General features: G+C 43.3%; 17 protein-coding genes. 12 read left to right on the top strand and 5 right to left on the bottom strand.

Features of this window, described 5'->3' with window-relative positions; translation table 11 throughout:
• Positions 1-34 precede the first annotated feature (34 nt).
• Positions 35-1,036, top strand: a complete 1,002-nt coding sequence (locus ACDE64_RS21895; RefSeq protein ID WP_411348294.1) for a DMT family transporter — start codon at positions 35-37, stop codon at positions 1,034-1,036.
• Between the two features lie 574 nt (positions 1,037-1,610).
• Here the strand turns inward: ACDE64_RS21895 and ACDE64_RS21890 are convergent.
• Positions 1,611-2,207, bottom strand: a complete 597-nt coding sequence (locus tag ACDE64_RS21890; protein WP_411348293.1) for a hypothetical protein — start codon at positions 2,205-2,207, stop codon at positions 1,611-1,613.
• 149 nt (positions 2,208-2,356) lie between these two features.
• Positions 2,357-4,174 (bottom strand): APC family permease, encoded by a 1,818-nt coding sequence (locus ACDE64_RS21885; protein ID WP_411344179.1) that lies wholly within the window; start codon positions 4,172-4,174, stop codon positions 2,357-2,359.
• Between the two features lie 394 nt (positions 4,175-4,568).
• Between ACDE64_RS21885 and ACDE64_RS21880 the strand changes: the two genes are divergently transcribed.
• The 3 genes from ACDE64_RS21880 (at position 4,569) to ACDE64_RS21870 (ending at position 7,995) form a co-directional block, all read left to right on the top strand.
• Positions 4,569-4,814, top strand: coding sequence for a hypothetical protein (locus tag ACDE64_RS21880; RefSeq protein ID WP_411344178.1), 246 nt, complete (start codon positions 4,569-4,571; stop codon positions 4,812-4,814).
• Positions 4,815-5,100: 286 nt separating this feature from the next.
• Positions 5,101-5,973 (top strand): hypothetical protein, encoded by an 873-nt coding sequence (locus ACDE64_RS21875; protein ID WP_411344177.1) that lies wholly within the window; start codon positions 5,101-5,103, stop codon positions 5,971-5,973.
• 606 nt (positions 5,974-6,579) lie between these two features.
• Positions 6,580-7,995 carry an MATE family efflux transporter gene (locus ACDE64_RS21870; RefSeq protein ID WP_411348292.1) on the top strand — a complete coding sequence of 472 codons (1,416 nt, stop codon included), beginning with the start codon at positions 6,580-6,582 and terminating at the stop codon, positions 7,993-7,995.
• A gap of 278 nt (positions 7,996-8,273) precedes the next feature.
• Here the strand turns inward: ACDE64_RS21870 and ACDE64_RS21865 are convergent, their stop codons facing one another.
• Entirely contained in the window at positions 8,274-9,335 is a 1,062-nt protein-coding gene (locus ACDE64_RS21865; protein ID WP_411348291.1) for a hypothetical protein, read from the bottom strand.
• Positions 9,336-9,691: 356 nt separating this feature from the next.
• Between ACDE64_RS21865 and ACDE64_RS21860 the strand changes: the two genes are divergently transcribed.
• From ACDE64_RS21860 to ACDE64_RS21850, 3 genes are all read left to right on the top strand, one after another.
• A complete protein-coding gene (locus ACDE64_RS21860; RefSeq protein WP_411344174.1) occupies positions 9,692-10,162 on the top strand; it encodes an ArsR/SmtB family transcription factor in 471 nt (156 codons plus the stop codon).
• 111 nt (positions 10,163-10,273) lie between these two features.
• Positions 10,274-11,584: an MFS transporter gene (locus tag ACDE64_RS21855; protein ID WP_411348290.1), complete on the top strand. Its 1,311-nt coding sequence runs from the start codon at positions 10,274-10,276 to the stop codon at positions 11,582-11,584.
• Between the two features lie 324 nt (positions 11,585-11,908).
• Positions 11,909-12,466, top strand: coding sequence for a GNAT family N-acetyltransferase (locus ACDE64_RS21850; RefSeq protein ID WP_411348289.1), 558 nt, complete (start codon positions 11,909-11,911; stop codon positions 12,464-12,466).
• 1,181 nt (positions 12,467-13,647) lie between these two features.
• Here the strand turns inward: ACDE64_RS21850 and ACDE64_RS21845 are convergent.
• On the bottom strand, positions 13,648-14,697 hold the full coding sequence (locus ACDE64_RS21845; protein WP_411348288.1) for a MerR family transcriptional regulator: 1,050 nt from the start codon (positions 14,695-14,697) through the stop codon (positions 13,648-13,650).
• Between the two features lie 229 nt (positions 14,698-14,926).
• Here ACDE64_RS21845 and ACDE64_RS21840 point away from each other — a divergent pair, with 229 nt between their 5' ends.
• Positions 14,927-15,475 carry a hypothetical protein gene (locus ACDE64_RS21840; RefSeq protein ID WP_411348287.1) on the top strand — a complete coding sequence of 183 codons (549 nt, stop codon included), beginning with the start codon at positions 14,927-14,929 and terminating at the stop codon, positions 15,473-15,475.
• A 50-nt stretch (positions 15,476-15,525) separates the two neighbouring features.
• On the opposite strand, the gene ACDE64_RS21835 is transcribed toward ACDE64_RS21840, so the two are convergent.
• The gene (locus tag ACDE64_RS21835) at positions 15,526-15,981 is read right to left on the bottom strand and encodes a DUF4385 domain-containing protein (protein ID WP_411348286.1); all 456 of its coding nucleotides are present in this window, start codon (positions 15,979-15,981) and stop codon (positions 15,526-15,528) included.
• A 271-nt stretch (positions 15,982-16,252) separates the two neighbouring features.
• Here ACDE64_RS21835 and ACDE64_RS21830 point away from each other — a divergent pair, with 271 nt between their 5' ends.
• The 4 genes from ACDE64_RS21830 to ACDE64_RS21815 all read left to right on the top strand — a co-directional run bounded on the left by ACDE64_RS21830 (position 16,253) and on the right by ACDE64_RS21815 (position 19,005).
• The gene (locus ACDE64_RS21830; RefSeq protein ID WP_411348285.1) at positions 16,253-16,438 is read left to right on the top strand and encodes a bacteriocin; all 186 of its coding nucleotides are present in this window, start codon (positions 16,253-16,255) and stop codon (positions 16,436-16,438) included.
• A 73-nt stretch (positions 16,439-16,511) separates the two neighbouring features.
• Positions 16,512-16,718: a cysteine peptidase family C39 domain-containing protein gene (locus ACDE64_RS21825; protein ID WP_411348284.1), complete on the top strand. Its 207-nt coding sequence runs from the start codon at positions 16,512-16,514 to the stop codon at positions 16,716-16,718.
• A 5-nt stretch (positions 16,719-16,723) separates the two neighbouring features.
• Positions 16,724-18,574 (top strand): ABC transporter transmembrane domain-containing protein, encoded by a 1,851-nt coding sequence (locus ACDE64_RS21820; protein ID WP_411348283.1) that lies wholly within the window; start codon positions 16,724-16,726, stop codon positions 18,572-18,574.
• Between the two features lie 20 nt (positions 18,575-18,594).
• On the top strand, positions 18,595-19,005 hold the full coding sequence (locus ACDE64_RS21815) for a thioredoxin family protein (protein WP_411348282.1): 411 nt from the start codon (positions 18,595-18,597) through the stop codon (positions 19,003-19,005).
• The last annotated feature ends 5 nt before the right edge of the window (positions 19,006-19,010 follow it).

Genomic DNA, 19,010 nt, shown 5'->3' with positions numbered 1-19,010 from the left:
TTTACAATAACAGAACAAAGAGGAGGAATGACAGATGATTATGCTCGGTTATGCGATTATGTGCTTGATCTTCAGCACAACGTTTCTGGCGATCAAGGTGGGAGTGGACGCAGGCTTGCCACCATTTTGGAGCGCAGGGGTACGCTTTTTCTTGGCGGGATTGATTCTGATGATCATTATGCGGCTGCGCGGCAAAGCCAGCTTTTCGGTATTTTGGCGTAAGGAGACGCTGCTGATTGGTGGTAGTATGACCTTTGTGACGTTTGCGGCGCTGTACTGGGCAGAACAGTATGTTACGTCCGGTGTAGGTGCGCTATTGTCGGCAACAGGTCCGGCGATGGTGCTGTTGATTCGTGCGGTTGTATTGAAAGTGAAAGTACCAGCGCTAGCTTTTGTCGGCGCAGTGATCGGATTGGCAGGTGTCGGTCTGCTGATGTTGCCCGGATTGTCTGGCAGTGTACATATGCTGTGGATGATCGCCTGTGCGGTTGTCATTGTTGGTGAAATTGGGTACGCCAGCGGCGCCGTGTATTCCAAAAAGGCTAGTTCGGATATGAAGCACATCTCACCTATTTCACAAAATGCTGCCCAGCTCATGCACGGTGGCTGGATGCTGCTGGTGTTATCACTGATTACCGAGCACAACGATATTCATCTGCAAGCGATGTTGTCGCCATCTGCCATCGGTTCGCTGATCTATCTGATCATTGTCGGTTCAATGGGTGGTCATACTTTGTTTTATTGGCTCGTGTCCCGCACCAATCCCGTATTCCCATCAACATGGTTGTACATCTCGCCCGTGCTGGCGTTGATCTTCGGCTGGCTGTTCTATGGAGAACCACTGAGCTGGCTCGTTGCAGCAGGAGCGGTAGTCGTATTGTTCGGAGTGATTCTGACTAACTTCGAGTCATTGCAATCTTTATTCCGGCAAAAGCAATTGAAGCAGGAGCCACTACAATCGCAAGCGCCAGATCAACAAGCAGCAATGCAGACACGACATCAGAAGTTGAGTGTAGGCGGTCGAACAGCGGATTGATTGTCAGTAGATAGAATGCATACAGTAGATAGAATTTAAGATGTAGAACTTCGTAGAAATATGTAGAACGGTTTTGTATAGAGAGTATATGTAAAGGGATGCTTTGCAACCATACTAGGTTGTAGAGTGTCCCTTTTATATTGTATTGCTTGTATGGAAGCAGAAATGGTTGATTAGAGAAAGTAGTATCTCAGAGGACTACTATCTCAAAGGATTACTCTTTTAAAGAATGACTATCAATCATTATAGTTCGCTATGGTTCATTACAGTACAGGGGTTTGTTTTACCGCTATATGATCTTTACAATGACAGTAACATTTTATAATCATGCAGTGGACGATACAGAAATGAATATATTTGGCAAACAGGAGGTAGCGTATGGCGACATTTACGGTCAACGATGAGCAGCAGGTGATGTTGCAAAATGATAAGGATCATAGCAGGATTGTTTGTGTGTCTACACCGTCATAGATGGCAATATGCGTAAAAAGAAAAAGTGAATAGATCAAAGAAAGAGCAGACCATCTCGCGGTCTGCTCTTTCTTTGATCAGATTCATTAGATCTTCGTCCATCTTACTGATTAACTGCATAAATGCCGGGACGGTCATTGATCGGGCTAATCCACAATGTGCCGTTGCCGATGCTTACGCCTCTTGCATTCACTAGCACATCATTTACATTTTGCTTCGCGAGTGTCTGACGGACGCTGGTCGTCATAATGGATGTATATTCATTCAGAAATTGCTTTTCGTTCAAAATGCTGCGGCGAGCTCCGTTACTTGTATTCACAGTCAGTGGAAACGATACACGCTTGGCGACGGCATCGCGATTACCGTTCGCTACCGCGCGTTGCAGGTTGATGTAATAACCAGTGAACTGTTTGGCTGTGCTGAAGCCAGCAACATTGACCAAGCGCTGGCTTAGCGTCTGGCTGCTGCTAGACGAACTCGAACTGTTGCTTGACCCGGAACTGGATGTGCTGGAACCGGATGAAACGGATGGTGTAGTCGGCGTCGTTGGCGCTTTGGGTGCAGTTGGTGTAGCTACGGTCGCTTCGCCCACCGCCGGGACTGTAAGATCGGATGAAGCCGAAGCATATGCCGGAACCGACATGATGATACCGAGTGCAGCTACAGCAGAGAGTGCGGTCGTTCGTTTCTTATTCATCATTACCCCTCCAGTTGGAACATCGTTCGTAATATCTGTACCCATTTTAACATTAATGTGATCAATCATCCTACAAAATTTGTAAAAAGATGCCATATGAAAAAGCCGCACTCCGTTGGAATCATCGGAATGCGGCTTGAATCGTTTGGTAGCTAGTTTTTCAGATGGAATGGTACGGTCGCAACGACAACGTCTTTGTAGTTGATCAGATACGCACGCATCAGCAGACTGGTCTGGTTATGCAGAATACTTTCCCACCAGTGCTTGGTGACGAATTGCGGAATGAGGATCGTAATATGATCCTTTTCACCTTGTTTCCATTCTACCGTGTCGATGAATCGGCGCAATGGACCGAGAATACTGCGATAGCGGGAACGAAGCACGATCAGACGCACGCCTGGATTCCATTGCTCCCATTTGCGTTCCATCTTCTCAATCGCTTCTTCGTCAAAGCCGACATACACCGCGACCACATTCGGGGACAGGGTCTGCGCATAGCTGATCGTATTTTTTACGACCTGCGTAATGCCTGCGACTGGAATGATGATCGTATTGCCTTTTGCTTGTGGTTTATCGTTATCCAGATCGATCCGCAGCTGTTCTGCTGTATTGCGATAATGGACATAGATTTTGTAGAACAGATAGACGACGATTGGCAAGAAGATGAAGATAATCCATACTTGCGCGAACTTGGTGAAAATGAAGATCAACGTGATCGACAACGTGGTCAGCATACCAATCGTATTGATGATCAGCTTCAGTACCCAGTGTGCCGGTTTGTGCTTGATCCAGCGAATCATCATCCCGAGCTGGGACAAGGTAAACGGAATGAATACGCCGACCGCATACAGTGGAATCAGACTGTCTGTTTCCCCGCGGAAGACGACAACGAGTACTGCCGAAGCCAAACTCAGGAAAATAATACCGTTCGAGAAGCCGAGACGGTCGCCGCGCACCATGAACATATGCGGCATGTATTTATCCTTGGCAAGCATAAATGCCAGCAGCGGAAATGCTGAGTAAGCTGTATTCGCTGCGAGGAACAGGATGAGGGCAGTAACCCCCTGAATAATAAAGTAGATGACACCACTGCCGAACGTCATACGCGCAATTTGCGAGATGACCGTTTCAGTGGCACGCGGGCTAATGCCGTACCAGTAGGCAAGTAAGCTGATCCCGATAAACATACTACCGAGAATGACGCCCATCATAACGAGCGTAGCAGCAGCATTACGTTCCGCAGGCTGGCGGAAGTTCGGAATCGCATTGGATACCGCTTCAACCCCTGTCAGCGCCGAACAACCGGAACTGAATGCCTTCAATAAAAGGAATAGACTGACATTGGATACGGTTGTCGTCAATTCCGGTGTGGCAGCTACGATGCCCCCGGTCATATATTTGAAGATACCGCTAATAATCAGGAAGAAGATCGAGATAACGAACAGGTAGATCGGAATCGCCAGCACGGATGCCGATTCGGTCACCCCACGCAGGTTCATCAGGGTTAAGAATACGATCATGATCAACGCTATCAACACCCGATGATCATGCAGCGCAGGAAATGCGGACGTGATTGCATCCGTACCTGCGGACGAACTTACCGCTACGGTCAGTACATAGTCGACGAGCAGTGAACCGCCCGCGATCAGACTAGGCACTTGTCCGAGATTATCCTTGGCGACGATATACGCACCACCGCCGGTTGGATAGGCGAAGATGGTCTGGCGATAGGAGATGACGAGAATGACGAGCAATCCCAAGACTGCGATGGAGATGGGAACTGAATACCAGAGTGCGGTTACACCCGCTACCATCAATACGAGCAAAATCTGTTCGGTTCCGTATGCGACCGAAGATAGCGCATCGGAAGACAGGATTGCGAGTGCTTTCAGCTTGCCCAGTTTTTCAGCTTCAAGTTCTGCAGATTTCATAGGTCTTCCGATTAAGATACGCTTTAACTTGCCTAACATCGTTGTGTACCCCTTCATTGTGTAAATTTAAATACGATTTTGGATGCCATTAACAACATACTGATAATACAAGTGTGCGTCAATATGAACGTATAAAAAAGCGGCAAAAATATTGCAGAAATGCCACGGTAAAGCACCGTATTTTATAGGATGCGAATGACGATGGCATACGTTAACTTTTATATACACCCATTTGGCAAAATCAACGCAGTTCACGAGCGTATATCATTATACTCCTCGCACGCAAAAAGTCATGCTAAATTTTGCGCAATTTTGTTAAAATAAAAACAGGTGCTTGCGACGCAGTGAACAGCGATTCAGAAGCAGACTCGTATCTGGATATGCACCGCTTTTTGGTAACGAATAAAGTAGGATCAAGCAGAGGAGAACAACGATGAGAAAAATCATGATCCGCATCTTGTTAGGTGTATTGCTGATCGTTCTGGCAGGCATTGTAGCTTGCTTTTATTTTGGATATTTCATGTATGCTTATGGGCTGATCTTTTTGATTCTGGCAATTGCGTTTGGGCTTGGTCAGCTGGCAAGCATTAATAATGGGGTTTGGATGCACCGAAATGGATATGATCGGCATATTCATGATCAGGCAGAGCGGTATCGGCACAATAGAGAAGACGATTGAATAGCAGCAGATGATGATGCCCTTATCTAATAAAACGTAAATCAAACAGGTTTGGATGCCTGTTAGATGAACCCCGCTCAAATAAAAGTCGGCAGCACGGTGATTCCGTGACTGAATCGACTTTTATTCTTTTTTATTATGCCAATATAATCCATTGATAACATATAATTCTTTGGGTGCACATAGCCGATATTAATATCACTATGAATCTATTTGAATTGCCGACAGAGACGCACTCTATCCCTACCGTTGACGGCGAATCATGAAGCCAACAGGAGGACAACTTATGAAAAAAGCAAAATGGCTGGTTCCTATGACGCTGGCAGGTATATTGCTGTCTGGCTCGGTCGGCGTATATGCCGGTGCGAAACTGGAGAGCATTCAGGCGTTTAAAAATCACGGTATTCAGGTATTCGTCAAAGGCAAAGCGTATACACCAGTCGATACCAACGGAAAAACATTAGCGCCCATTACATTTGAAGGCACTACCTATCTGCCGATTCGTTCCATTGGCGAATCGTTGAACACATCCGTATTATATGATGCTGTAAATAATAAAGTTCTGATCGGTTCCGCAACTGCCGATTCGGATACGTATACCGAACAGAAAGCCGTCTCATCCAAGACGACCACCTCACCGTCCGCATCGAGCAATTCATCCACGACACCTAGTACAGCGTCCGCCGGAACGAGCAGTTCCAGCCCATCGACTAGCACCAACAATGATGACACTCTGTCTGTTGGCGTCAGTGCGCCAGTCAATGTGCCACCCGGTCCAATTGACAGTCTGAATGACAACCCCGCTCCAGTTACCTACAATATTGGCATGACAACAGGCACGATCCAAAGCCCCTACCTGTCCACCGATTTCCCTTTCCCATCCGATGCGACCAAAATCAAACTTGTTCAACAAGCAGTAGGCGGCAAAAAGCAATTGCTGCTCGTATATAGCACACAGGCAGATCTGCAAACGGTCGGCAACGCGTACGTGAGTTACTTTACCAGTTACAATATGAATTTTGGCGCGGTACAGATCGACACCTCCGGCATTAGCATCGTCGGCACAGTTAGCGACGAATTTGGCGTATCGATTCAGGGCAACCCGATGTCGCTGCGTCCTGGATACAACAGCGTCTCTGTAACACTTGCCGAGCAATAACAATGACGAAGAGATACCGTCGCTGAATGAGTTGTAATGCCATTATGTAAACCATGAATCATTTTCAATCATGAAAAATTCGAACGCATTTCGACAACTGGAATAATCATAAAATCCATCTTATAGAAGAAACGATGGAGAGCGACGATCATTTTGTTTCATAAAAGAAGAGAAATGACATGTTCCCACACCATTTTCACGAAATTATGTTAACAAATACGTGCATATCAGGCTTTATCCAATACAAAAGGCATCGTATTCCCTGTGCTAGCAGGAGAATATACGATGTCTTTTTTGCTATCTGAATCACTTATGAAAACGCTGAAAATCGTCGATATCATGCGTATTTTTTCACATAAACCATCTATATACCCTTACACAAAAAGCATGAATCAAAAAGCCTGTAAATTTTTCAGAAAATTTCAATTTTAGTAGTGCAATGTGAAAATGGATGTGCTAAGATACATTGAGTTTTACGAGATGCCCGTCGGAAAAGCCTATCAACCTTCACGCAAAACGGTAATTTTGACATGAAGGTTTTTTGCAGCGTAGACTGCCATACGAAATATCCAAATTACAAGAAACAAGCAAAAGGAAGGTGACATCATGAGCGCTATGAACCCTACACAAAACGCAGCTCCCATCGCAGACAAACAATTCAATCTGTTCAAACTGACATGGCCGATTTTCCTCGAAGTATTCTTATTTATGTTAATGGGGATTGTCGACACATTAATGCTGAGCGACGTGTCCGATAATGCCGTTGCAGCGGTTGGTACATCCAATCAGGTTATTTCAATCGCAATACTGGTATTGGAGGTTATCGGTAACGGGGCGGCAATCGTTGTAGCCCAGTATATCGGATCACGCAAGTTGTTGGAGGCAAGCCGCATTACGGCGGTTGCTATTACATTGAATCTGTCGGTCGGTTTGTTGCTCAGTGGCACCTTCCTGCTGTTTGGTAGCCATATTATGCAAGCTATGCATTTACAGGGTGATATTCTAACCCTTGCTGAAAGTTATATCGCTATTGTCGGTGGTGCGATCTTCTTGCAGGCGCTGATCAATACACTGGCGGCGGTTATCCGTACGTACGGTTTTACCAAAGAAACGATGTTCGTCTCGGTCTTCATGAACGTGTTGCACATCGGTCTCAACTATCTGCTGATCTTCGGTCACTGGGGTCTGCCGCAAATGGGCGTACAGGGTGCAGCGATCTCGACAATTGTGAGCCGTCTCGTCTGCGTACTGATCTTCTTCTGGCTCATGTACCGTGTGATGGAAGTACGCATCATGATCGGCGATTACTTCAAAATGTCCAAAGAATACGTAATGAAAATTCTAAAAATCGGCGTTCCGTCCGCTGTTGAGCAAATTATGTATCAACTGTGCCAGCTCGTGTTCGTCTTCTATGTTACGTATCTCGGCAGTGAAGCGATGGCTTCGCGCCAATATGCGAATAACATCTCGACCTTTATCTATCTGTTCAGTATCGCAATCGGTATGGGTACAGCGATCATCGTCGGTCGTCTGGTCGGCGCACGTCGTAAGGAAGAAGCGTACCATCGGGTATGGAAAAGTGTAAAATGGGCGATGGGTGCTACGCTGGTAATGGATGTTATCATCATCCTGCTGCGCGAGCCGCTGATCGGCATGTTTACAAGCAATCCAGAGATTATCCGTATGGCGTCGCAGGTCATCCTGCTCAGCTTCTTGTTGGAGACAGGTCGTACGTGCAACATCGTCATTATTAACTCGCTCCGTGCATCGGGCGATGCCAAGTTCCCTGTATATATCGGACTGATCTCTATGGTGTGCATGAGTCTGCCGCTCGGGTATCTGTTCGTTTTCAAAATGAACCTTGGTTTGGCAGGCATCTGGTTGGCAATTGCCGCAGATGAGTGGACACGCGCGGTCATTATGTACTTCCGCTGGAAGAGCAGAGCATGGGAGAAACACGCACTCGTGCAGCACGACGAGCCAGAAGTGCTCGACAATGCACCTGTTCCAGCTCCGGTGTAAGGTATCCGTTGGATGGAATCTTTCGTTTCATCTCATGAATCCATCGTTATTGTTGCGATCAAAGCTATTGTTAGGATATCGCAGCTTGAGACAATGGTGAATATAGCTGTAAAGCATCAAAACCCGTTCGCATAATGCGGACGGGTTTTTGATATGGTTATTGTATAGTAGCAACTGCGGTTGTACGAGTCGTAACTACGATTGCGCGCGGTTGTATTGTATTTTCAATGCAAGCGAGAGGAGAGAGGATAAGCAATAACGCATAGTGACCACAGGCATTAAGAAGATGCCAGCCGTACAATTCGGCGGTACTGCATATAACTCATGCGCTCTGCCCAATCCAATTCATCCTGATACGGATTGCGATAATACGTTGCCACAGGCAAATAACCGAGCATCACACCTACACCACCGCAAATGGCACTACCGCCATCTCCGCCTTTGTCGATATCCTGTCCGTCTGCCGTTAGCGTCAACTCATACCGATACGGATCACCAGCAAAATGAAGCCCAAAAGCATTAGGCAGTTCCAGATCATACGGACGCGAAGCGGAAGTAGAGTCAGACGGTACAGCTTGCTGACGTTCGTCTGCATGATGGGCAGTGTGCTTGTTTGCCAGATCGCCAAAATGCTTCACCTTCATCGTATAGTCAAAGTTATCGCCCCACGGGAACAGTGTGCGACATCCACCGCCGTATAGATACTCCCATTCATCTTCTGTCGGTAATGTAAATGGTGCCGCGAGATGCTGCTCTGTCCATTCCTGCACATCCTCTGTATCGCTGAATAGATAGAGGTTCACTTGTTCACCGTCGCGTTCCAGCAAGCAGGTCTGATCTACTTCCAGACTATGATGAGAGGAAGCCCGAAAGGATTGCAGTCGCTCCAGCAGATCCGCGTCTTCATGCGGATCAAGTTGCTCTGGGTCGTACGGATGCCAGCCGACGGAATCCGTGTGCCGCTCTACTAACAGCGGTGGAATATGAGCTTGCCGTACTGGGGACATTTGCTGCAATACCATTGCTCCTGCTTCGTCGATCTCCATTTCCATTCCACCCAAGCCGTCTTCCAGATCTTCTCGTGTCTCTGCATCCCATTCGAGAGGCCACTGCTCCCAACCGAGCGTCACCGTATCACCCGGCACATAGACAAATTCCGTGTCTTCGTCTTCATATGTAAAAATCCCTGTTTCTATTGTCTGTCCATATCGGCTGAATGACTCCAATCGTTGGAGTACAAACCCAGACGGAAGCTGCTGTTCCAATTGCTTCAACCATTGTGCACGCTGGCGAGTAGTCTGTGCATTCCATGCTGTACGATGATACAATGAACGATCCATCTCCTGTACGCTCCTTTCACAATAAACAATAATAGAGACGAAGCTCTACCATACCTTTAGTATAACGAAAATGCGGATGCAACGATAACCAAATACATATGCAATAACTACGGCGAACACAATAACAGTAATGAGAGTCATGAAAGTAATAACTACAAGGAATGTGATGACAGCGATGCCCCCTCTGTTCTAGCCATCATCATTCCCATACAATACCGCCAAACAGCAGTCCCGAATTTAATTTGGAAAAAAGTTCAAAAACATGTTGACAATACCACTTGCGCCATCATACAATACAATCAAACAACACGGTCAAACAAAACTGACGGTTTCAAAAAAGTGGGAGTGAGTTGCAAATGAAGGATGTTCTGATTATTGATGAATTAAATCAACTACGCGCAGTCAGCGATCCATTCCGGGTTCAACTACTGTATCATCTGGGCAGAGAGCCAATGACCGGTCAGCAACTGGCCGAGAAGATGGATCTGTCCCGCTCCAAAATTCATTACCATCTACAGGAGCTGGAAAAGAACGGCATCATCGAAGTCATTCGTCGGGAAGAGAAAAACGGGATTTTGCAAAAATTCTACAGTCCCGTCGCCAAGGCAATCATTCCAAGCGAAGATTTGCTTAGCTTCAGCGGAGTACCGCAATTAACCAAAAAGGATTATCAGTTTGAAGGCAATGCCGAATCGCTGCAACGTTTCTTGGATGGCGTGGATCGTCTGTACGAGGAATGGAATGGTAAGGGCGGAGATGGCGAGCAGTCTAGCTACGAAGTGAAGATTCAGTGGGCAGAGCTGAGTACCGTCAAATCTGCCGACTAAGCTTCATCTTAATACAAACCTATTACTTGAAAGAGTGTAGGTTTTTATTTCACCAAAACGGTCAAAAAAATATGACCGAACAATTTAATAAACATGAAAGGAGAAAGTCACATGAGTTCAATATTCCGAAACTGGAACTTTAACCTGCTGTTAAGTGGACGTTTTCTAGCAAATATGGGCGACAGCTTCTACGCCATCGCTGCCATGTGGATGGTGTATCAACTGGGAGGATCGACGCTGTATACGGGTTTGGCGCTATTTCTCACTTCACTACCAGCGCTGGCACAGATCGTACTCGGTCCATTGATCGACCGCTTTCCCGCCAAACGGCTCATGATCTTCACGCAGCTCACACAAGCGCTACTGCTGTTGATCATCCCGGCATTATACGCCTACCAGCTGCTTACCATCGCTGTCGTGCTAACCCTGATGCCGATCATCTCACTGCTCAATCAGTTCATTTATCCAACGCAGCTGAGCCTGCTACCCAAAGTATTACCAAAAGAACAGCTCACACGCGGTAATTCATTATTCGCCATCGCCTATCAAGGGAGTGACGCGGCTTTTAATTCACTGGCAGGTATCGTTATCGTCATGATCGGAGCGGTATCCGTCTTCTATCTGAACAGTATGACCTTCGTACTGACAGCGCTATTGTTCACGCTGCTGCGATTGCCGCAAGCCGAGCAGAAGGCTCAGCAAGCAGAGAACCATGAAGATGCTCTCGCGACATCTGAAAATGAACAGACTGTTGCAGAGCGACCAACGCTGAAAACCGTATTTCGCCAGTATATGAGCGATCTGCGTGAAGGGCTGGATGTATTGAAAAAGCCCGTCTTCACCCGTATGCTGCTCGGCATCATCTTCGTCAATCTCGCTGGAGTTTCGATCTATGCGGTATTGCCCGCATTTGGCGAAAGCTGGGGTGGACCGCAATACTACGGATTCTTCATGGCTGCTGCGGGCGTCGGTATCGTGACTGGTTCATACGCTGCTTCGATGCTCAAGCTGTACCGCTTCAAAATGGGCTTGCTGTACTGCCTGCTCATCTTCATCTGCGGTCTATGCTGGATGTTCACCGGTCTTGTCCCTTCGGCATGGATGGCGATTGCACTGTTCGCCATCGGCTGGATTCCGGCAGGTATGATCAACGTATTGTCTCAGGTCATGATTCAATCGATTGTACCGCCGCAGCTCATTGGACGAGTGATGGCAGCTGTTATCGGACTGTCCGCCGCTATCGCACCGCTTGGAGCTATTCTTGGTGGAGCACTTGGCGCATGGGCAGGCAACTCGGTACTCATCATTTCCTGCGGCGTGATCGTCGTGCTGAACTCGGCGTACTGGCTGCTTAACAAGCATACCCGTGCTATGCCGCCAGCGAAGGATATGACCCCTGCTGTACTGGGATTGGCAGAATAAACGTTGGTATCATTCGGCTCGCAAACGATCGTTCACTAGTAAGCGAGTCGTTAGCTGTTCGGTTATAAACTGTTCCATTGCAAACCGCTCATTTGTGAATAACGATTCCATGTACAACCAATATATGTACAGCAACGATCCGCTTTAGCGTGACGATCTATAGTTATTGCGCAGTGTCACCGGCCCACTCAACTGGAATCCACATCCTGAACATGCCGCCGTGCCTGCTGTCATACAACGTTAGGCAGCTTCAAGTTAGGCAACGCAAGCAGCAGGCTACACCGCATGGATGATACACCCAATTAAAATGATGGAGGGATTCTCATGTTGATGAATGCAGAGCAAGGGATTGTGCTGGTTGGTGTCGAGGACAATGACAAAGGATTTTTGCTGGAGCTGTACAATAGCCCGACTGTCGTCATGAACGCTCTGGAGCCGTCGGATTATCCGATCTCTGCTGGCAGTATTGATAAGACGATAGCGGTGTTTGAATCCGGTGATAACAAGATGTTTATCGTCAAAGTAAATGGGGAGCGTGCCGGTATGGCGATGCTGTACGAAACCTCCTACATACATCAACGCTGCAAATACGGTCTGGTGCTGACACCGGAGTTCGTCGGCAAAAAAGTCGGTACTTACGTAACCGAGCTGATCCTGCAATACTGCTTCAACTATCTGAATTTGCGCAAAGTGTCCGGCGAGGTTCATCTGCACAATCAAGGAGCGATGCGCCTGATTCATGCCTTTGGCTTTGAACAGGAGGGTGTGCTGCGGGATCATGTATACCGGGAAGGCGAGCACCGGGATATGTACATGTATAGCATTTTGAAGTCAGCGGTGGTGTACCCGTCTCAGCTCAAGCCGTATGCGGTAGCACGCTGACCAACCGCACGGGCAAAGTGGCAATACAGATTCCATTAAGGAGGTGAGCGGCATGACAAACGAGCGTAACGTGATCATCATCGTAACGAAATAATCGGGTGCTGGTAGGCGGAAAAAGTGGTGAATTCCATTTTGGGGTGAAGGAGGGCTACACATGACAAACGAGCGTAACGTGATTATTATCGTAACGAAGTAATTGGGTGCTGGTAGACAGGAAAAAGTGGTGAATTTCATGTTAGAGCGAAGGAGGAGTACACATGACAAACGAGCGCAACGTGATCATCATCGTGACGAAGTAATTGGGCTGCTGGTAGACAGGAAAAAGTGGTGAATTTCATTTTGAAGTGAAGGAGGTTATACATATGACAAACGAGCGCAACGTAATCATTATCGTAACGAAGTAATTCGGTGTTGGCGGGCGGAAAAAGTCATGAATTTCATTTTGAAGCGAAGGAGGGTGTACACATGACAAACGAGCGTAGCGTGATCATCATCGTAACGAAGTAATCGGATGTTAGTAGGCGGAAAAAGTGATGAGTTCCATCTTGAAGTGAAGGAGGGGTACACATGACAAACGAGCGCAACGTGATCATCATCGTAACGAAGTAATTGGGCTGCTGGTAGACAGGAAAAAGTGGTGAATTTCATTTTGAAGCAAAGGAGGGCTACACATGACAAACGAGCGTAACGTGATCATTATCGTAACGAAGTAAGCTGGATGCCGCAAAGTTACAGTCGTCGCAGGATCAACTTTAAAACGAAGGAGGGGACGACCATGACTCCAGTTCAAAACGTGATCATCATCATCCGATAATCTGCTGTCCTACTCTATTCATACTCTGAAATCAAGAAAGGAGGCAATACAATGACACCTGCACAAACACGCGAAGTAATCATCATCATCAAATAAGCAACCCGACGTGTACAACAATGCACTATTTCCCCCATTTTATTACCAAAGGAGGCACGTCAATGTCCAACAATATGGATCGTGGTGTCATCATTATTATCAAGTCGTAAATTCCGATTCTGCTGAATAGTTCCTCTATCTTCTCCGCAATTTGCTTTCCTCGACATAGCTAATCTTTACTTTAAACATAACCATAGACCGCTTTTTCGGATTTCTTCCCTGACATCACGATCAATCCGAAAAAGCGGTCTTTTTCTGTTCTTTTATATCCTCAAGCACGCGAATGAATCGGTACAGCGAGCAAGGTGAAGACAGCGGGATAGGGGGAAGTGCGCTGCACCATATAGTCATGTTGCTCTAGCCAGTTGTGCAGCACACCGGACAGCTTGAAATGCTGCTCATTTGCGATGCGATATTCAGCCTTAGCATCCATTCCATCGGTTTGCGCTTGATCCAATGTCGCTTCCTGTTCCGATTCACGGTCAGTGATACAGATTCGTCCATGCTTTTGCAGTACGCGATGCAGTTCTTCCAGCGCCAGTGGCAGCTGCGATTCCGTCAGATGGCGAAAGGTAAAACTGGATACGGCAAAGTCGAAGCTATCATCCGCGTACGGAATTGACAGCAGATTGCCGATTCGCACGTCCATTTGCGGGAATTTGTTGCGGCACTGCTTTAGCATTTCGCGTGATTGATCGATGCCGGACATATGTGCGCCGTATGCCAATAGTGTTCCAGCGAGATTACCAGTTCCGGTGCCGAGATCCAATCCGTGTTCACCAGCGGTAGCGCGCACGGTTGACGCTGTATGCGAGAGCGCAACATCGTAGCCGGGATATTGCATACTGTCGGTTTGTACGTAAACGTCGTGCTCGACTGCACGTTGGTCAAAGTTCCAATGATCTCGCCAATTTTGCCGCAATTCACGAAGCTGCCTTGCCTGCTGTGCCATTTCAAAAAACTCCTGTACGGGCACATCCTGCTCGGCACGCAGCAAATCCAACATCTGCGAAGTCGTCTCCGCCATTCGCCGCATCTCCAGCCATTGTCCCGTTAACAGCGCCTGCTGCAATTCCAATACATACCGAAGCCGTTCGTGATCTGGCATTTGCTCCACGTCCAGCACTTCCCGTATTTCCTTCACCGCCATCCCGGCTTCACGCAGCGCGATGATCGTTTGCAGACGCCACACGTCCTGCTCGTCGAAGACACGGTAAGTATTCTGCTCCCGCTTCACACCCGGCAGCAAACCATGTTGCTCGTAAAAGCGGATCGTCCGCGTGGAGATTCCGAGTTTACTTGCGAGTTCGTTGATTTTCATAAATATTCACCTACCTCACAATCTATACTGTATTCTTTATTGATCATTATTGTATTGTAATATTTGATTAAGCGTAAACGGATATATAGCATTTGTAGTATTCAGTTGTAATACATGTACAATATTTGTTGTACATTGGATACTGCTAAAAATAGATCGATCGAACTTGATATTCAACGCTATACTTAACAATATTATGAATGAATATGACTTTTGAAGGAGGGATATAGTGAGCATAAGAACGTTATATTCTGAGTTTAAAGATTACAAGTCTATTATAGAGTTTTTAAAAAAACCGGAACTGATTGAACTAGCTCAACAAACACGAATGACTCCAGTACAGCTTGAGCATTGGCTGGGAAATATAAATGTAAATGTATGGATGCTTGATGAATTCCGATTGTCAATTCAATGTCAAAATTCCGAAAATGAAATCGCTTTTGTTATTACTGATCTGTATGCTATACGTTCTTCATTCATTCAGGAATTTACACCTGAGGATGAAGATGACGCTTATTTGTTTCCTAAGCGTGACATTGTCGAATTATCTGATGTGAAGATCGACATTTCTTCAAACACAACAAATAGTCTGAGTGATTCACTATTTATCATATTAAATGAGATTTTGTTTAAACATGTTCATATGTACATCATGAATGAAGAGAATATAAACAAATTAGGTTTATTTAAAGAAGTATGGATAAATCGTTCAATTATGGAGCAGAGACAACTATCCTCTGGTTTGTACCAGTCATTTTTAAATCCATCTTTGTTATAAAAACTTGTCTTATCGTATGGATTCAGACTCATCATTGCAAAGAAAGAGCATCAGCCGCCGTAGCGCTGCTGATGCTCTTTTTTCATACGTACGTAATCCGCATCCACCTTGGCTTCATCCCATTTCACCTTGAAAATGCGTGCGGACTCTGCTTTGATCGGGTCGCTGGTGTAAGGGAGAACATTGCCGTCTTCGTCGTATTTGCGACCGCCTTTGTGGTTGGTGTAGCGGCGGGCACGGGTGTAACCCATTTGTAGAAATTTGCGCGCCATATCCATGCCAACAAAGTCGTCGTTTTCTTTGTAATCCAGAAACATAGCGTAGATTTTCTCAGATGATTCGGTGGCGATATCTGGATTTTTAAAACGCCAGTGGGGTAAAATCTCGCTTTTGTAAGGTTCCACCATCAGTACACCCTGCTCGCCCTTGCCGACACGGTATAGCTCGGGATGTTCACGCAGATTGAGGTTGGGATAGTCCAGATCGTAGTCGAATTTGTCGGGCATGAATGGTTCCTCCTGAATAAGAATGATTAGGTAGAGCGTTTGCTGATGTAGCAAAGCTGCCAGGCAGATACCTATACTTACTGTATACCCATAAATTTACTTGTTACAAATATTTATGCTGATCACTATTAAATTATTTTCAATGATTTTTTGTACGCAATGAAACTTTTTTTGTGCGAGTCGGTTGTTATAAGGAATGTTGACTACTATAAAACTATATTGATATACTCGAATTGTAACAAAATATTCTAATTATAAGGAGAGTTGTAAAATGACCAAATTTCAAGAAATTGAGTTTGAAGAACTATCGCTAGAAGAAATGAGTGAAATTTCAGGTGGAGCGTCCAAGTACTTATGTAGCATTTTAGGAGCACAATGTTCAAATATTATACCAGGGAGATATTCTTCCATTTCACAACGTGAAGCTTGTGTGCAGTATGCAACTCAGTGTCTGTAAATTTTAATATGAACAAGAAGTATCTTTTAAGATACTTCTTGTTCATATAATTACATTTGATAAAGGTGATATTTTGAATAGACAAATTATACATATTAGACAACTTAGTAAGAACGATTGCGCAATAGCATGCATAAGTTCAATTTTATCTTATTACGGTATTCATTATTCTTATGATGCTATAAATGATTATGTTTTTAGTGATTATTTAGGAACGAAAGCTAGTGATATTGTAACTGGTTTTGAAAAGTTAAATTTCAACTGTAAGGTTTTAGAATAGCTGATATGGAAATTAAAAATTTTATATTACAAAAATCAACTCCATTTATTGCGCTTGTAAAGAATAAAGAGGAGCAACATTATGTAGTTGTTTACAATTGTAAAAGTGATAAATTTTTGGTAAGTAATCCTGAGCTTCCTAAGCTAATATGGATAAAAGAAAAAGATTTCCAGAAGATTTTTTTGAATATTATATTAGTACCTTTACCGAAAAAAGAAATAATAGATAAGAAAAAACTGAAATCTAATAATTTTAAAAGAATATGTCGTTATTTTTATAAAGAAAATAAATTCAAAATAATTCTTATCGGTATAATATCTCTTATTGTAAGTATATGTGCAGTCATTTTAGCTTTTTATTTAAGAGTAGTTGCAGACATCGTAATACCTAAAAATATGAGGAACTTTTTAACTATAGTCTCTATATCATTTATTTTAATTATATTGATAAGTAATATACTAGAGTATTCGAGGAATCAAATGTTGATTTATTTGATTAAAAATTTTGAACATAAATTATCAAAATTATATTTTGAAAAAGTTACACGGATGCCACTCCATTTTTTTAAAAAAAGGCCAGATGGAGAAGTAATAACAAGATTCAATGATTCTCTCGTTTTAAAAGAAATATTAGCTAATTTAGTTTTGATTTTTTTTTCTGATATGATTTTATTCTGTTTAGCAGGTGGTCTGCTTTTTGTACAGAATAAAATGTTATTTGTTCTATCTTTAATTCCTATAATATTGTATTTATTTTTCTCATATTATTTTTATGAGAAGATTGAAAAATACAGTCAAGAGACTATTGTTCATGGAGCTTCAGTGAATAATTTATTATTCCAAGTAATCAAATCATCAGAAAGTATATTAAGTTTTAATCAAGGTGAAATTGCTGACAGATTTATTTTAGATAAATATAATAGATTTTTGGATAGTATGGTAAAACAGGACAAAATAGTGAATTTAAATAATATGTTCAAAAAAATCATAAGAAGTTTAGTTAACATAACGATCATTTGGATCGGATGTATGCAAATATTTATGGATCAACTTTCTTTAGGTCAATTGCTGACTTTTTCAGCTCTATTAGCCTATTTTGTAGGAGCAGCAGAAAATATTATGAATCTTCAGCCTACCTTTCAAAAGAGTCTCTTCGCAGCAGATCGCTTTTTTGAAGTAATAGATTATCCTGATAGCTTATCAAAAAAAGTGGAATCAAAAATAAATACTATAAAGACTATTAAAATCAAAAAAATGGAGTTCTCATATAATAGATTAATGTCTATTAAACTATCTTTTGATATTGAAATAGAAGCAAATGATAAAATAATGCTTGTGGGAAAGACGGGTTGTGGTAAATCGACTATTGCAAAAATGATTCCTAATTTGATATCTCCACCTATAAATACTATTTTTATCAACGAAATAGATCTATTAGATTTAGACAAATATTGCATTCGAGAGAAGATACTTTATTTGTCATCCGATTGCTTTTTTATTAAAGAAACTATACTAAGAAATTTAGATTTGAATAATGAATACTCTTTAGAAGAAATAAAAAGAATATGTTTTTTATTGAATTTCGATGAAATAATAGGACTTTTTGATATTTTTATTAATAATTTAATAGATGAAAGTGCAAAAAATTTATCACTTGGTCAAAAGCAATTGATAATGCTAATAAGAGCATTATTAAAAAAACCTGAAGTGCTCATAGTCGATGAAGCTTTGGCAAATATAGATATATTCAACAGAAAAAAAATAATAGAAGTATTGCTTGAGATGAATATTACTCTGATTTACATTTCACATACAATTGAAGAAAAAGATTTTTTTGGTAAAATATATAAAATATAAAATTGTTAGGAGTGAAATTTTTGAAAAAAATTTTAATTTTTTTAGGAGTTTTCTTGTGCGTTTCAATCATGGTTTATATGGTCATGAACAATATTAAGACAAACCCTCCTCTGTACCACAATATCACTTTGCAAGATTACAAAAATAAAGTAGAAAGCAAAGAAACTTTTTACATGTATATATATGCTAATTCTTGCGAGGTTTGCCAGCAATTCAAACCCGTAGTTAATGATTTTTTAGAAAAAAGTCGAACCAAGTTTTATGCCATTAATTTGGACATTCAGGAAAATAACAATCCTGAATATTTAATGCAACAAAAAGTATCTAAAACCCCAACATTAATTTTTTATAAAAATGGTAAAGAATCCTCTAGAAGCGTTGGATATATAACAACTAAAGATTTAAAACATTTTGTTGAGGAAAATAACTGATTCTA

Source organism: Paenibacillus sp. WLX2291 (assembly GCF_046603665.1).
GTDB lineage: Bacteria > Bacillota > Bacilli > Paenibacillales > Paenibacillaceae > Saccharibacillus.
This window is presented reverse-complemented; position numbering and strand designations above follow the sequence as displayed.

Coding starts and splice junctions, on each gene's coding strand:
- ACDE64_RS21895 (WP_411348294.1), top strand. CDS start 35: ATGATTATGCTCGGTTATGCGATTATGTGCTTGATCTTCAGCACAACG.
- ACDE64_RS21890 (WP_411348293.1), bottom strand. CDS start 2,207: ATGATGAATAAGAAACGAACGACCGCACTCTCTGCTGTAGCTGCACTC.
- ACDE64_RS21885 (WP_411344179.1), bottom strand. CDS start 4,174: ATGTTAGGCAAGTTAAAGCGTATCTTAATCGGAAGACCTATGAAATCT.
- ACDE64_RS21880 (WP_411344178.1), top strand. CDS start 4,569: ATGAGAAAAATCATGATCCGCATCTTGTTAGGTGTATTGCTGATCGTT.
- ACDE64_RS21875 (WP_411344177.1), top strand. CDS start 5,101: ATGAAAAAAGCAAAATGGCTGGTTCCTATGACGCTGGCAGGTATATTG.
- ACDE64_RS21870 (WP_411348292.1), top strand. CDS start 6,580: ATGAGCGCTATGAACCCTACACAAAACGCAGCTCCCATCGCAGACAAA.
- ACDE64_RS21865 (WP_411348291.1), bottom strand. CDS start 9,335: ATGGATCGTTCATTGTATCATCGTACAGCATGGAATGCACAGACTACT.
- ACDE64_RS21860 (WP_411344174.1), top strand. CDS start 9,692: ATGAAGGATGTTCTGATTATTGATGAATTAAATCAACTACGCGCAGTC.
- ACDE64_RS21855 (WP_411348290.1), top strand. CDS start 10,274: ATGAGTTCAATATTCCGAAACTGGAACTTTAACCTGCTGTTAAGTGGA.
- ACDE64_RS21850 (WP_411348289.1), top strand. CDS start 11,909: ATGTTGATGAATGCAGAGCAAGGGATTGTGCTGGTTGGTGTCGAGGAC.
- ACDE64_RS21845 (WP_411348288.1), bottom strand. CDS start 14,697: ATGAAAATCAACGAACTCGCAAGTAAACTCGGAATCTCCACGCGGACG.
- ACDE64_RS21835 (WP_411348286.1), bottom strand. CDS start 15,981: ATGCCCGACAAATTCGACTACGATCTGGACTATCCCAACCTCAATCTG.
- ACDE64_RS21830 (WP_411348285.1), top strand. CDS start 16,253: ATGACCAAATTTCAAGAAATTGAGTTTGAAGAACTATCGCTAGAAGAA.
- ACDE64_RS21820 (WP_411348283.1), top strand. CDS start 16,724: ATGGAAATTAAAAATTTTATATTACAAAAATCAACTCCATTTATTGCG.